The 13729-nt window shown below is 70.5% G+C and carries 11 protein-coding genes; 6 read left to right on the top strand and 5 right to left on the bottom strand.

What is annotated here, in order from left to right:
• The first annotated feature begins 208 nt into the window (after window positions 1–208).
• The 5 genes from aceB (at window position 209) to ACQPXG_RS14605 (ending at window position 6622) form a co-directional block, all read left to right on the top strand.
• Window positions 209–1816: a malate synthase A gene (gene aceB, locus ACQPXG_RS14625; protein WP_433468210.1), complete on the top strand. Its 1608-nt coding sequence runs from the start codon at window positions 209–211 to the stop codon at window positions 1814–1816.
• Between the two features lie 53 nt (window positions 1817–1869).
• The gene (locus ACQPXG_RS14620) at window positions 1870–3318 is read left to right on the top strand and encodes an FAD-linked oxidase C-terminal domain-containing protein (RefSeq protein ID WP_433468209.1); all 1449 of its coding nucleotides are present in this window, start codon (window positions 1870–1872) and stop codon (window positions 3316–3318) included.
• A complete protein-coding gene (locus ACQPXG_RS14615; protein ID WP_433468208.1) occupies window positions 3318–4514 on the top strand; it encodes an FAD-binding oxidoreductase in 1197 nt (398 codons plus the stop codon). The genes ACQPXG_RS14620 and ACQPXG_RS14615 overlap by 1 nt, the downstream gene beginning before the upstream one ends.
• Window positions 4514–5800: a (Fe-S)-binding protein gene (locus ACQPXG_RS14610; protein WP_433468207.1), complete on the top strand. Its 1287-nt coding sequence runs from the start codon at window positions 4514–4516 to the stop codon at window positions 5798–5800. The genes ACQPXG_RS14615 and ACQPXG_RS14610 overlap by 1 nt, the downstream gene beginning before the upstream one ends.
• A gap of 108 nt (window positions 5801–5908) precedes the next feature.
• Entirely contained in the window at window positions 5909–6622 is a 714-nt protein-coding gene (locus ACQPXG_RS14605) for a hypothetical protein (RefSeq protein WP_433468206.1), read from the top strand.
• A gap of 3 nt (window positions 6623–6625) precedes the next feature.
• Here ACQPXG_RS14605 and ACQPXG_RS14600 read toward each other — a convergent pair whose 3' ends face one another.
• The 5 genes from ACQPXG_RS14600 to ACQPXG_RS14580 form a co-directional block, all read right to left on the bottom strand.
• Window positions 6626–8158 (bottom strand): ABC transporter family substrate-binding protein, encoded by a 1533-nt coding sequence (locus ACQPXG_RS14600; protein WP_433468205.1) that lies wholly within the window; start codon window positions 8156–8158, stop codon window positions 6626–6628.
• A gap of 137 nt (window positions 8159–8295) precedes the next feature.
• Window positions 8296–10008, bottom strand: coding sequence for a dipeptide ABC transporter ATP-binding protein (locus ACQPXG_RS14595; RefSeq protein ID WP_433469969.1), 1713 nt, complete (start codon window positions 10006–10008; stop codon window positions 8296–8298).
• Between the two features lie 44 nt (window positions 10009–10052).
• Entirely contained in the window at window positions 10053–10886 is an 834-nt protein-coding gene (locus ACQPXG_RS14590; protein ID WP_433468204.1) for an ABC transporter permease, read from the bottom strand.
• Entirely contained in the window at window positions 10883–11878 is a 996-nt protein-coding gene (locus ACQPXG_RS14585; protein WP_433469968.1) for an ABC transporter permease, read from the bottom strand. The genes ACQPXG_RS14590 and ACQPXG_RS14585 overlap by 4 nt, the downstream gene beginning before the upstream one ends.
• Before the next feature lie 101 nt (window positions 11879–11979).
• Window positions 11980–12957, bottom strand: a complete 978-nt coding sequence (locus ACQPXG_RS14580; protein ID WP_433468203.1) for a hypothetical protein — start codon at window positions 12955–12957, stop codon at window positions 11980–11982.
• A gap of 101 nt (window positions 12958–13058) precedes the next feature.
• Here ACQPXG_RS14580 and ACQPXG_RS14575 point away from each other — a divergent pair, with 101 nt between their 5' ends.
• Complete coding sequence (locus tag ACQPXG_RS14575) at window positions 13059–13670, top strand: TetR/AcrR family transcriptional regulator (protein ID WP_433468202.1); 612 nt, start codon at window positions 13059–13061, stop codon at window positions 13668–13670.
• Window positions 13671–13729 lie beyond the last annotated feature (59 nt).

The raw sequence follows: 13729 nt of genomic DNA, 5'->3' as shown, positions 1-13729 counted from the left end.
AACGCCGCCTCGCGGCCATATCTTCCCGGCGATCGTCTCACGCACCGTCCCCAGAGGTCACCTGGTTATCACCCAGTTTCACCTTGGGTTGACGCAAGCGCGCGCGGGGAGGTCTGCGAGGGAACCCCGCTTTGACCGGGCTGAGTACCGGCGAGTACCGTTCTCCACGTAACAGAAGTTGAATTTCACTATACGAAAGGGCAGGGAGATGGCTGGACTGGAAGGCATCGAGGTCACCGGGCCCCTCGGCGAGCGGTACGAGGAGATCCTGACCCCCGAGGCGCTCGGCCTGCTCGCCGCCCTGCAGCGCGAGTTCGGCGCCCGGCGCAAGGAGCTGCTGGAGGCCCGCGCGGAACGTCAGCGCAGGCTCTCCGCCGGCGGGACACTGGACTTCCTGCCTGAGACCGCGGGCGTCCGGGACGACGACTCCTGGCGGGTCGCCGAGCCGGCTCCCGGCCTGGTGGACCGCCGCGTCGAGATCACCGGCCCGACCGACCGGAAGATGACGATCAACGCGCTGAACTCGGGCGCCAAGGTGTGGCTGGCCGACTTCGAGGACGCCAACACCCCGCTGTGGAACAACATGATCGAGGGGCAGCTCAACCTGCGGGACGCCCTCGACCGCACCATCGACTTCACCGACGGCAAGAGCGGCAAGTCCTACGCGCTCAAGGCCGACGAGGAGCTCGCGACCATCGTCGTCCGGCCGCGCGGCTGGCATATGGAGGAGAAGCACCTCCTGGTCGACGGCGAGCCCATGTCGGGGTCGCTGTTCGACTTCGGGCTCTACCTCTTCCACTCGGCCCGCCGGCAGCTGGCCAAGGGCAAGGGCCCGTACTTCTACCTGCCGAAGATGGAGAGCCACCTTGAGGCGCGGCTCTGGAACGACGCCTTCAACCTCGCCCAGGACGCCCTGGAGATCCCGCGCGGCACCGTCCGCGCGACCGTGCTGATCGAGACGATCCCGGCCGCGTTCGAGATGGAGGAGATCCTCTACGAGCTGCGCGACCACTCCGCCGGCCTGAACGCCGGCCGCTGGGACTACCTCTTCTCCGTGATCAAGAAGTTCCGGGACCGGGGCGCGGACTTCGTCCTGCCGGAGCGGAACGCGATCACGATGACCGCGCCGTTCATGCGGGCCTACACCGAGCTGCTCGTCCGGACGTGCCACAAGCGCGGCGCGCACGCGATCGGCGGCATGGCGGCGTTCATCCCGTCCCGCCGCGACGAGGAGGTCAACAAGGTCGCGCTGGAGAAGGTCCGGGCCGACAAGACCCGCGAGTCCGGCGACGGTTTCGACGGCTCCTGGGTCGCCCACCCCGACCTCGTCCCGGTCTGCCGGGAGGTCTTCGACGGCGTCCTCGGCGACCGGCCGAACCAGCTCGACCGGCTCCGCGAGGACGTCGGCGTCACCGCGGCCGACCTGCTCAACGTCAAGGCCACCCCCGGTGAGATCACCGAGACGGGCCTGCGCAACAACATCGACGTGGCGCTGCGCTACCTCGCCACCTGGCTGGACGGCGCCGGCGCGGTCGCGATCCACAACCTGATGGAGGACGCCGCCACCGCGGAGATCTCCCGCTCCCAGGTGTGGCAGTGGATCTACAACGGCGTCTCCACCGCCGAGGGCCGGAAGATCACCAGGGAGTGGGTCGAGGAGCTGCTGGACGAGGAGCTCGGCAAGATCCGTGCGGAGCTGGGGCAGGCGTACAACGAGCCCCGCTACGACCAGGCCGTGGCCCTCTTCAAGCAGGTCACCCTGGCCGGCGAGTACTCCGAGTTCCTCACCACGCCCGCGTACCAGCGGTTCCCGTAACCCGGAGGCCCCCGATCTTGCGGGGGGATCGGGGGCGGAGGATCGTGGAGGTGATGGACACCATGCTCGCGGCGCTCGGTTCCCGGCTGGCGGCGCTGCTCGGGACGGACCGGGTGATCACCGACCCGGTGCGGCTGCGCACCTACGAGTGCGACGGCCTCACCAACCACCGGTCGACGCCCGGGATCGTCGTGCTGCCCGACACGGCCGAGCAGATCGCGGCGATCGTCCGGGAGTGCGCGGCGGCCGGGATCCCGTACGTGGCCCGCGGGTCCGGGACCGGGCTGTCCGGCGGCGCGCTGCCCCGCACGGACGGCGTGCTGATCGTCACGTCCCGGATGCGGCGCATCCTGGAGATCGACATCCCCGGTCAGCGGGCCGTCGTGGAGCCCGGCGTGATCAACCTGGACGTGACGCGGGCCGTCCGGCCGTACGGGTACTACTTCGCGCCCGACCCGTCCAGCCAGCAGATCTGCTCCGTCGGCGGGAACGTCGCGGAGAACTCCGGCGGCGCGCACTGCCTGAAGTACGGGTTCACCGCGCACCACGTCCTGGCCTGCGAGGTCGTCACCCCGGACGGCGAACTGGCCGAGCTGTCGGCGGACGCGCCCGGCTACGACCTGCTGGGCGTGTTCGTCGGGGCGGAGGGCACGCTCGGCATCACCACCAAGATCACGGTGCGGCTGACGCGAGTGCCGGAGACCGTGCAGACGCTGCTCGCCGCGTTCGGCTCGATCGAGGCGGGCGGCGCCGCGGTGTCGGCGATCATCGGCGCGGGCGTCGTCCCGGCGGCGATCGAGATGATGGACGCGCTCGCGATCGAGGCGGCCGAGGCGGCCGTGCGCTGCGAGTACCCGGCGGGCGCCGGCGCGGTGCTGATCGTGGAGCTGGACGGCCCGGACGCCGAGGTCGCGGCCCAGTTCGCCGAGGTGGAACGGCTGTGCCGGGACTCCGGCGCGTTCGAGATCCGGATCGCCGCGGACGACGTCGAGCGGGCCCTGATCTGGAAGGGACGCAAGTCCGCGTTCGCCGCGGTGGGCCGGATCAGCCCGGCGTACCTCGTCCAGGACGGCGTCATCCCGCGGACGGTCCTCCCGGACGTCCTGGCCGGCATCGACGCCCTGTCGGCCGAGTCCGGCGTGCGGGTCGCGAACGTGTTCCACGCGGGGGACGGCAACCTGCATCCGCTGGTGCTGTTCGACGACTCCGAGCCGGGCGCCGAGGAGCGCGCCGAGAAGGTGTCGGGCGCGATCCTGGACCTGTGCATCGAGCACGGGGGCTCCATCACCGGTGAGCACGGCGTCGGCGTGGACAAGGCCCGCTACATGCCGCGCATGTTCACCGACACCGACCTGGACACGATGCAGATGGTCCGCTGCGGCTTCGATCCCGCGGGGCTGTGCAACCCGGGCAAGATCTTCCCCACTCCGCGCCTGTGCGGCGAGGTGCCCGGCAAACGCAAGGGCCCGCACCCGTTCGAGGGAAAGGCGGACATCTTCTGATGCGGCCTCTGGACGCCCTGGCGAAGGTGTGCGGCGATGTACGGCCCGGTGAGCCCGCGGAAGGCGTGCTCGGCGTGGAGCCGGTGTTCGTCGCGGCACCCGCGAGCCTCGCGGAGGCCGCCGACGTGATGCGCGTCGCCGCCGAGAAGGGGCTGGCCGTCGTCCCACGTGGCGCCGAGACCCGCCTCGACTGGGGGACGCCTCCGGAACGCTGCGATCTACTGGTCGACACCCACCGGCTGGACAAGCTCGTCGAACACACCGCCGGCGACCTGGTCGCCAAGGCGGAGGCCGGGCTGCCCATGGACCGGCTCAACGAGAAGCTGGCGGAACGGGGGCAGCGGCTCGCGCTGGACCTCCCCCTGCCGGGTTCCACGGTCGGCGGGACGATCGCCACGGGCGCGGCCGGCCCGCTCCGTTCGCTGTACGGGACGCCCAGGAGCCTGGTCATCGGGCTCACGGTCGTCAGAGCGGACGGCCAGATCGCGCGGTCGGGCGGCAAAGTCGTCAAGAACGTCGCCGGGTACGACCTGGGGCGGCTCCTCTCCGGCTCCTACGGGACACTCGGCCTGATCGTGGAGGCGACGTTCCGGCTGCACCCGATCCCCACGGCGTCCGCATATGTGACATGTGCCGTGGACGGCCCTGAGGACACGCATGACGCCGTCCAGACCGTCCTCCACTCTCCTGTCGCGCCCAGCGCGATCGAGTACATCACCCCCGGAACGGTCGCGGTCCTCCTGGAAGGTGTCCCGGACGGTGTCGCCGCGCGCGCTCGGCAGATCGCAGAACTACTCGGCGAGAAATCCGAGATCACCGAGAGCGCACCGGACGGCTGGGGCGCCTACCCGGAAGGCACCGCCCTCATCGACATCAGCGCCCCGCCCCCCGCACTTCCCGACGTCCTAACCACGCTCGGCCCGGACGTCGCCGCGACATGGAGCGGCAGCGGACACGGGTACGTGGGCCTCCCGGCCGAACTGGGACCGGACGAGGTGGCCGACGTCCTCGGTCGTCTGCGTGACGTCCTCACCCGGCACCGCGGCAACGCCGTCGTCCGCTACGCGCCGGAAGAGGTGCGCGCCGCGATCGACGTGTGGGGCCCGATTCCGGCGCTCACGCTGATGCGGAGGGTGAAGGACCAGTTCGACCCGGACAACCGCCTGTCCCCTGGCCGTTTCGTAGGAGGGATCTGATGAGCGCCCAGGATGACCTCCCGAATCTACTCAATGACTGCGTGCACTGCGGTTTCTGCTTGCCCACGTGCCCGACGTATGTGTTGTGGGGCGAGGAGATGGACTCCCCCAGAGGTCGCATCCACCTCATGCAGCAGCACGTGGAGGGCGAGCCGCTGAGTGGGCCGATGGTCGAGCACTTCGACCGCTGCCTGGGATGCATGGCGTGCGTGACGTCCTGCCCCTCAGGCGTGCAGTACGACCGCCTCATCGAGATGACTCGTGCGGACGTCGAGCGCGAACACCCGCGCTCGCTGAAGGAGCGGGCCATACGGGAACTGGTCTTCCAGTTGTTCCCGTACAAGCGGAGGCTTCGCGCCCTGCGCGGTCCCCTCCGCGCGTACCAGAGATCGGGTCTGGAGTGGCTCGTACGGCGCAGCGGCGTCCTGGAGCGTATCTCGCCGTCCATCGCCGCGATGGAACGGCTCGCACCACCTCTGGGCAAGGCGCCGAGGCTCCCCGAGCGTGTCGCCGCGCGCGGTGAACGCCGCGCCACGGTCGGGATGCTGACCGGCTGCGTCCAGAGCGAGTTCTTCCCCGGCGTCAACGCCGCCACCGCCCGTGTGCTGGCCCTGGAGGGCTGCGACGTCGTCATCCCCAGGAACCAGGGCTGCTGCGGTGCGCTGTCCATGCATTCCGGACGTGAGGAGGAGGCCCGCGCCTTCGCCCGCCGGACGGTCGAGACGTTCGAGGCCGTCGACGTCATCGTGGTCAACTCGGCCGGCTGCGGCTCCGCGATGAAGGAGTACCGTGCGTTGCTCGCGGACGACCCCGACTGGTCGGAGCGGGCGCGGGCGCTGTCGGCCAAGACCCGGGACCTCGCCGAGTACCTTGTGGAACTCGGGCCGCGCGCGGAACGGAGTCCACTTCCGGTCACCGTCGCCTATCACGACGCCTGCCACCTCGCCCATGCCCAGGGTGTGCGCCTCCAGCCCCGCGCGCTGCTCGCCGGGATACCCGAGCTCACCGTGCGCGAGATCGCCGAACCGGACATCTGCTGCGGTTCCGCCGGAACATATAACCTGTTCCAGCCGGAGGCCGCCGGCGAACTCGGCGACCGCAAGGCGGTGAACGTGGACGCCACCGGAGCCGAGCTACTGGTCGCCGCCAATCCCGGCTGCTCGATGCAGATCGCCACCGCGCTGCGCCGGCGCGGCGCCGGCATCGCGGTCGCGCACACCGCGCAGGTGCTGGACGCCTCCCTGCGGGGGCTCGGCCGCGAGGCCCTCGTCACGCACCGTTCGTAGTCCCTGACCCGGACCGCCGACGATCCGGGCGTCGGGTATCGTTTCCTGCCGCCGAAGACAGGACGCGCTGACCGAGTCTGGAGAGGGCCCGAGGGAGCACGCACGACCATGTCCAACAGCCACCAGCCGTACCGCTCGCACCGCCGGAGGAAGAAGAGCCACGCCGGGAGGCTCGGCCTCGCCGGGGCGCTCACCGGGGCCGTCGGGATCGCCGCGGTGGCCGGCGCGATCGTGTACCTGCGGCCCGGCACGGGCGGCGGCGGGGCCTCCGCCCGGCCGACGCTCGCGAGCCAGGGCGACGGGCAGGGCTCGTCCGTCCCCGCCCCGAAGGCCGGGCCGCCGGTCAACTTCACGACCCCGGAGGGCTACGGTTACAGCCTCGCCGCGGTCATGGCCGGGACGAACCGGCAGCCGCTCGGCGCCACGCAGGCCCCGCCGTCCGGGACGACGTACGCCTACGCCGACTACATCCTCACCAACAGCCAGCGGCGGCCCGTCCTGCTGGACTTCCCCGGCGACCTGTTCATGCCGAAGGCGCAGGTCCCGGCGGACGCGCGGGAGCGGTGCATGCCGCAGGCCGGAATCCCGGACGACATGTGCACCCTGCCCAACCACAGCAAGATCACCAACCGGGTGGACGGGTCGAAGGCGCCGATCGAGGAGAACGGCAGCGCGATGATGCCGGCGGGCGCCTCCTACATCGTCCGCATCGTCTCCGACCTCCCGGTCAAGGAGGACCTGTCGGCCGACGACCTCCGGCTGTACGTGTGGAACGCCCGCTTCACCAGCGACCGCAAGGGCGTCCGGCTCGCCTTCCCGTGACGCTCACCGTTTCGTGAACCCGATGTCCTGGTAGGAGGGCTCCAGGAAGCCGCAAGCGCCCAGGTTGGCCAGGTCCGCTCGGACGGCGACGAGCTGCGGACGCTGGTACAGCGGCAGGACCGACGCCTGGCGCCAGATGAGCCGGTCGGTCCTGTTGACGAGACTGTGGACTCTCACGGGGTCGACCTCTGCGATGGCCCGGTCCATACCCGCGTCAATGGCGGCGCTCCCGATCCGGGAGTAGTTCTGCTGGACGCGGTGACCGTGCGGCCGCGCGAACACCGCTTTCATCGGCGACACCGGGAATGCCGTGCCGAGCCAAGAGAACGGGACGATGTCGAAGTTCCCAGGTGTGACGTAGCGTTCGAAGACATCGTCGGCAGGGACGACCTGGATGTCCACCCGCACTCCTATGCGTTCGAGAAGCGCGCGCGTCAGTTCCCCTTCTCGCTTGCCGATCGGGACACCGGACGGCACGACGAAGCGGAGGGAGAGCGTCCGTCCGGCCTTGGTGCGGTACCTGCCGTGCGCCTTCCAGCCCGCCTCGTCCAGAAGCCGCCCGGCGCGCGCCGGATCGTAGGCGCCAAGTGATCCGGAATTGTCCCGGTAGCCGTCCTGGGTGTTGACATAGAAATGATTTCCCAGCGTCCTGACCGGCACGCCGAGCCCGGACAGGTCGGCTCTCGCGATGACGCGCCGGTCGATGCCGAACACGACCGCCTGCCGTACGCGTGGATCGGACAGGACGGGTCCTGCCGCGTTGAACGTGAAGTTCCGCCAGTCAGGCCCGCCCGCCCTCTGGACGACACCGCCGCGGACCCGGCCGACGCGCTGTAACGCACCGGCGTCGAGGCCGACGTCCATCAGGTCGATCTCATGGTTGGCGAATGCGCCGGGCATGGCACTGGTGTCCATGACGCGGAAGACGATGCGGTCGAGTTTCGCCGGCGCGCCCCACCACCCGGGATCGCGCACCAAGGTGACCGTTTTGGCCGTCCGGTCGATCCGCTGCTGTTTGAACGGCCCCGCGGTGACGGGCAGGCCGCTCATCCAGCCGGTGTTGAACGTGCGCGGGCTGGAGTAGGCGGCGGCCGGATAGAGCGGGCTGAACAGGCTGCGCCATTCCGCGTACGTCTGGTCGAACGTCACTTCGACCACGTGATCGGTGGCGCCGCGTTCGATGCGCTTGATCTGCCGGTAGCCGGTAACGGTGGAGACCTCGTACCTCGTGTCGCGTCCTGAGAGCGCATGGGCCTGGGCGACGAAGTCGGCGTATCCGATCGGCCGGCCGTCCGACCACTTGGCGCGCGGGTTGAGCCGGTAGGTGACGGTCTGGCCGTGCTCGGAGCGCTTGACGGTGGCCGATTCCAGATACTCCGGAACCGGATGCGGGACGGCCTTCTCGTCGGCGCGCATCAGATACGGCAGGACGCCCTGGATGACGCGCGCGACCGCGCCCTTGGCACCGTTGACGTGGTTGAAGTTCCACTGGGACGGAAACTCCGGCAGCGGCCAGCGCAACGTTCCGCCATTCACCACACGGCCCCTCGGAGCCGGGTTCACGTCCGACGCGGGAAGCCGATCCGACGAGTCGGCCGTGGACGCCTGAGTGCCGCTGCATCCGGCCCCGGCCATCAGGGCGAAACCCACGAGGACGAGAGCGAGTGTCAGTCTCAACGTTCGACCTCTGCCTTGAGGAGCGGATGATGGCAGGCGGCTGCCTGGTCTGCGTTCTTTTCGGATTCCACAGGGCGCTGCTCCGGATCGTTTTCTTCGCATTGGCGTTTGGCGGCGGGGCTCAGCGTCACGTAGTCCGGGCACCGGACACGGAACCGGCACCCTGAAGGCGAGACGTCCGATGGGTCGCCCCGCAGAAGGATGTGGCGGCGCCGGTTCGGCCGAAGATCTGGCGTCGGCAACGCGTCCAGCAGCGCGCGCGTGTACGGATGGGCGGGTGCGCGATACACCTTGGCCGTCGAGCCGATCTCGACGATGCGGCCCATGTGCATGACGGCGATCCGGTCGGCGATGGTGTGGACGAGGGCCAGATCATGGGCGACGAGAAGCAGCGCCAGGCCGAGCCGTGCACGGAGACTCTGCAGAAGGTCCAAGACGCGAGCTTGCACAGCGGCGTCGAGGGCGGACACAGGCTCGTCCAGCAACAGCAGCAGTGGTTCCAGGGCAAGTGCTCTGGCTATGGCCACACGCTGCCTCTGCCCGCCTGAGAGAGCCCCGGGATAGCGCCGGGCATGGCCGGGTTCCAGACCAACCAGATTCAGCAGTTCCTCGACACGATCGCCGATCGGCTGCCCATGCGTGGCCAGCGGTTCGGAGAGGATCTCGGACACCCGCATACGGGGGTTCAGCGACGCGCAGGTGTCTTGGAAGACGACCTGAACGTCCTTGCGCAGGGCTCTGCGGCGGGCGGCGCGCAGGAAGGCCGTGTCGTGACCTAGGACCATGATGCGTCCCTTCTTGGGGCGCGACATCTGGAGGATCTCCATCAAGGTCGTGGTCTTGCCGCTTCCCGACTCCCCCACGAGCGCGAGGGTCTCCCCCTCTCTGACGTCGAACGTGATGCCGTCCACAGCACGCACCGTCCCGGCTCTACGCCGCACCAGCGTCCCCTTGTGAAGCGAGTGGTGCCGGACGAGACCGTCCACACGCAGTACGACTGGACGATCCGGCCTGTCTTGAGGCGTTTCAGCAGGCTCGATTCGGGGCGGCCTCAGCAGTTCCGCCGGGCCGGTCTCCGCGACTCGTCCCGCACACATCACCATCACGCGATCGGCGAACCCCGCGGCCACCCGCAGGTCGTGGGTGATCAGCAGGATCGCCGCGCCGACCGCCTTCTGAGCGACCCGCAGCACATCCAGGACCTCCGCCTGGACGGTCGGGTCCAGGGCGGTCGTCGGCTCGTCCGCCACGATCGCGACCGGATCGTTGGCGACGGCCATGGCGATCATCACGCGCTGCCGCATGCCCCCGGAGAGCTGATGCGGATACGCACGGGCCCACCGTCCGGAGACGCCGACCAGGTGGAGCAGCTCAACGGCACGTGCACGCGCCGCCGCTCGGCTCACTCGCCTGTGGATCCGGACGGCTTCGGCGATCTGGTCGCCCACCGTGTGGACGGGCGTGAGCGCCGACAACGCGTCCTGGAACACCATCGCGATGTCCTTGCCGCGCATCCGGGACATGTCCGTATCGGAGCGTCCCAGCAGTTCCTCTCCACACAACCGCACCGAGCCGGTCACGTGGGAGCCCTCCGGTAAGAGCCCCATCAAGGCGAGAGCCAGGGCGGTCTTGCCGGCCCCCGACTCCCCGACGATTCCGAGGGTCTCGCCTGCGCCGACCGTGAAGCTCACTCCGCACACGGCACGCATGCCGGACGCATAGGCGACCGTGAGGTCGGCGGCCTGCAGAACCGTCAAGGCCCGTCCTCCCGGGCGAGGACGTCCCGCAACCCGTCGCCGAGCAGGTTCACCGCGAGCACGATCAGGACGAGCAGCCCGGCACCGGCCCCGAACGCCCACGGACACGCGGCGCCCTGGCCGTCTGCGATGAGCGTCCCGAGCGAGACGTCCGGCGGCCGCACCCCGAACCCGAGACAGGACAGCCCGCTCTCGGCGACGATCGCGACGCCGACGTTGAGGCTCGCGTCCACGGCCAGCAGCGAGGCCAGCTGCGGCAGCAGATGCCGGACGATCACCCGCGGCGTGCTCATACCGAGGAACCGCGCGGCGAGCACGTACTCGCGCTCCCGCAGCGAGACCGTCATCGCCCGAACCGTCCGCGCGGTCACCATCCACATGAACGCGGCCAGAAGCGGCACGAGCACCGGCCACCCACCGCCCAGCCGGGGCACCAGAACGAGGAAGACGAGGAAGGACGGCAGCACCAGCAGCAGGTCGGCGCCCCACATCAGCGTCCGGTCGGCCCGTCCGCCCGCGAATCCGGCCACGGTCCCGGCGACTGCGGCGAGCCCGGTCGCGAGAACGGCGGCGAAGGACCCGATCAGCAACGACTTCCCGGCTCCGCGCAGGGTGAGGGCGAGGACGTCCCGCCCGGTCTGGGTCGTCCCGAGCCAGTGCCGCACGGACGGCCCCTGCCGGAACGCCTCGAAGTCCGTCTCGTCCCACCTCCACGGGGAAACGAACGGCCCCGCGAACGCCAGCAGCACCAGCGCCCCGAAGAGAACCGCCCCGGCCGTCCCGCGCGGGCTTCCGCCCAGCCTCCGAAGCGACGCTCGTGCCGCACTCATGACGCAAGTCCCGGAACCGGCGCTCCCGTGCGGATACGAGGATCGAGGACAAGGTTCAGGGCGTCCGCGGTCAGTCCGGCCAGCAGGACCGTGCAGGCGGCGACGCAGTCGATCGCCGCCACCGCGTTGACGTCGCCGCGCGTCACGGAGTCGACGAGCCATTCGCCGAGCCCGTGCCAGCCGAAGATCTTCTCGGTGAACACGGCGCCGAGGAGCAGGAGGCCGGAGGCATAGGAGAAGTAGGTCGTCAGCGGGATCAGCGCCGTGCGGAGCCCGTGCCGCAGCAGCGCGCGGCGCCGCGGGAGGCCCTTGGCGCGTGCGGTCCGCACGAAGGCGGCGTTCAGGACGTCCAGCATCAGGCCGCGCTGGTAACGGCAGTAGAGGGCGAGTTGCGCGAGCATGATCGTGGCCGACGGGAGCAGCAGGTGACGCGCCCGGTCCGTGAGCGCGCCGAACCCGGAGACCTCCGGCGTGGACTCCCCAACCCACACGAAGACCCGGGCGCCCATGGCGTCGTTGGCCCCGGTCGCGGCGATCTGCAACAGGACGGCCAGGACGAAAACCGGGGTGGCGAGCAGCAGAAAGGAGCCGAGCGAGATGAGCCGATCGGCCGCCCGCCCGCACCGGGCGGCGGCAAAGGCGCCGAGCGCGACACCCAGGACGCCGCCGAGGACGGCCCCTGGGGCGACCAGCCGCAGGCTCACGCCGAGACGACGCCACAGCTCGCCGTTGACCGGCACGCCATCCCACGTCCGGCCGAAATCGCCGTGCAGGACACCGTCTGCCCAGGTGAGGTATCGGTCGGCCAAGGGCACCCGGTCGTTGAGGTTGAGCGCACTGAGGCGGGCGTCGATCACGGCATCTGGCGGGCGAGGCGCGCGGTCCTCGAAGCCGGCGCGCGGATCGAGTGCGGCGGCGGCGAGCAGGTAGCCGAGGCTCGCGGCCGCGGCGACCAGCACCAGGTGGTGAGCCAGGCGCCGCAGCAGGAACACCGCCAACCGTCTCCCCCTTCGCGACCACTCAAGAGTCACAGAATGCTATTGAGTGATCACGTTTCGCGCAGGGAGAATGCCGAGAGTCACCCAAGCGGCCGTCATGCAAGGGCCGGCTCACGGCTGGGCGCCGGCTCCCTGTCCCGTGCGCGCAGGCCACCGACCGCCAGGAGGAGGAGCCCCGCGACGGCCCAGGCGACCAGCACGGACAGTGCCCGGGCACCGCCCGCGCCGTCGAAGAACGCCGCCGACCGCAGGAGGGTGGCCGACGCCCCCGGCGGCAGGAACTGGCCGATGGCGCCCCACGGCTGCGGCAACAACTCCGGCGCCGACGTGGCGCCCGACAGCGGGTTGCCGAGCAGCAGCAGCGTGAGCGAGCCGACGCCGATCCCGGCGCGCCCGATGGCTGCGGCCAGTCCGGCGACCGTGCCGGTCACCGCGAGGACGGTCAGCGACATGACGCCGGCGAGCGTCAGGTAGGAGCCGGGCAGCAGCGACAGCCAGCCCTGCGCGATCCCCGCGGCGCCGAGCCCGCCCAGCGCGGCGAAGAGCACCACGCCGGCGGCCCGCCACGCGGCGGACCGGATGGCGAACGTCAGCAGCACCGCGGCGGCGATCCCGGACATGATCAGCGGCAGCGCGAGGGCGCCGAAGCCCGCCCCGCGCGGGTCGCCGGGATCGGTCGCGACCACGTCCTGGACGGGTGCCGGGGCGGCGCCGCCCGGTCCGAGCCGCGCCGCCATCGCGCCGAGCTGCTGGGCGATCACCGGCGAGGCGGCGGAGGCGGTGAGCACCTTCGGGCCGGACGGCGCGGTGACGATGGCGCCGTACGCTTCGCGATCTTCGAGCGCGGCGCGCGCGGCGGCCTCGTCGGGGCGCGTCCGGGCGTCGTAGGCGCCCGGGTGCTCCATGTCCAGCCGGTCCGCCACCGCGGCGGCACCCGGGCCGGTCACGACGATCGGCACGTCGCGAGGGGCCGTGCGCGCCGCAGGCCAGGAGAAAGCGGTGATCATGACGAGCTGGAGCAGCGCGGCGGCGACGGCGACGGCCGCCGTGCGAGCTGCGAGGGAGGACCGCATGGTCGCCTCCAAAAACGAATGTCCGTTCTCTTTTACACCTCCACCGTGGCACCGTCTCTCCGAGCTTGTCAAGAAACGAACGTTCGTTTTATATTGGCCGCATGCCAAGAGTGAGCGAGGAGCATCTGGAGCGCCGCCGCCGCCAGATCGTGGACGCGGCCCGCGCCTGCTTCATCCGCAAGGGCATCCACGACACGTCCATGCAGGACATCTTCGCCGAGGCCGGTCTCTCGGCAGGTGCCGTCTACCGGTACTTCAAGAGCAAGAACGAGATCATCGAGGCGAACATCGCGACGGTGATCGGCGATCTCCACACGTTCTTCGCCGGCCTCGTCCACGGCGATCCCCTGCTTCCGCTGGACGAGATGATCGAGCGGCTCAGCTCCAGGGTGGTCGCGCTGTCCGGCGAGAACGGCCCGATCCGGCTCGCCCCCGAGGCATGGGCGCTCGCCCTTCACGACCCGGAGCTCGCCAAATACGTCGCCGACAACGTCACGGCCCTCCGCGGCACCTGGACGTTCTACCTGCGCCGGCTCGTCGACACCGGCCTGCTGCCGCCCGACACCGACGTCGTGGCCGTCGGCAAGACGCTTTTCGCCATCCTGCCGGGGTTCCTGATACAGCGCCTCATCATCAAGGACTTCTCCCCCGAGGAGCTGCGGCGCGGGATCAAGGCACTGACCCGCGACAGCATGTTGACTCTGCGGGCCTGACCCGGCCGCCCGGCCACCGAAGGGCGCGGGAGCGTCCCCGGAGCCTGCTCCGCCGCCCC

The organism is Spirillospora sp. CA-128828 (assembly GCF_050945415.1).
GTDB lineage: Bacteria > Actinomycetota > Actinomycetes > Streptosporangiales > Streptosporangiaceae > Spirillospora.
The sequence above is the reverse complement of the archived record's forward strand: the minus strand, read 5'-3'. Positions and strand labels throughout refer to the sequence as shown.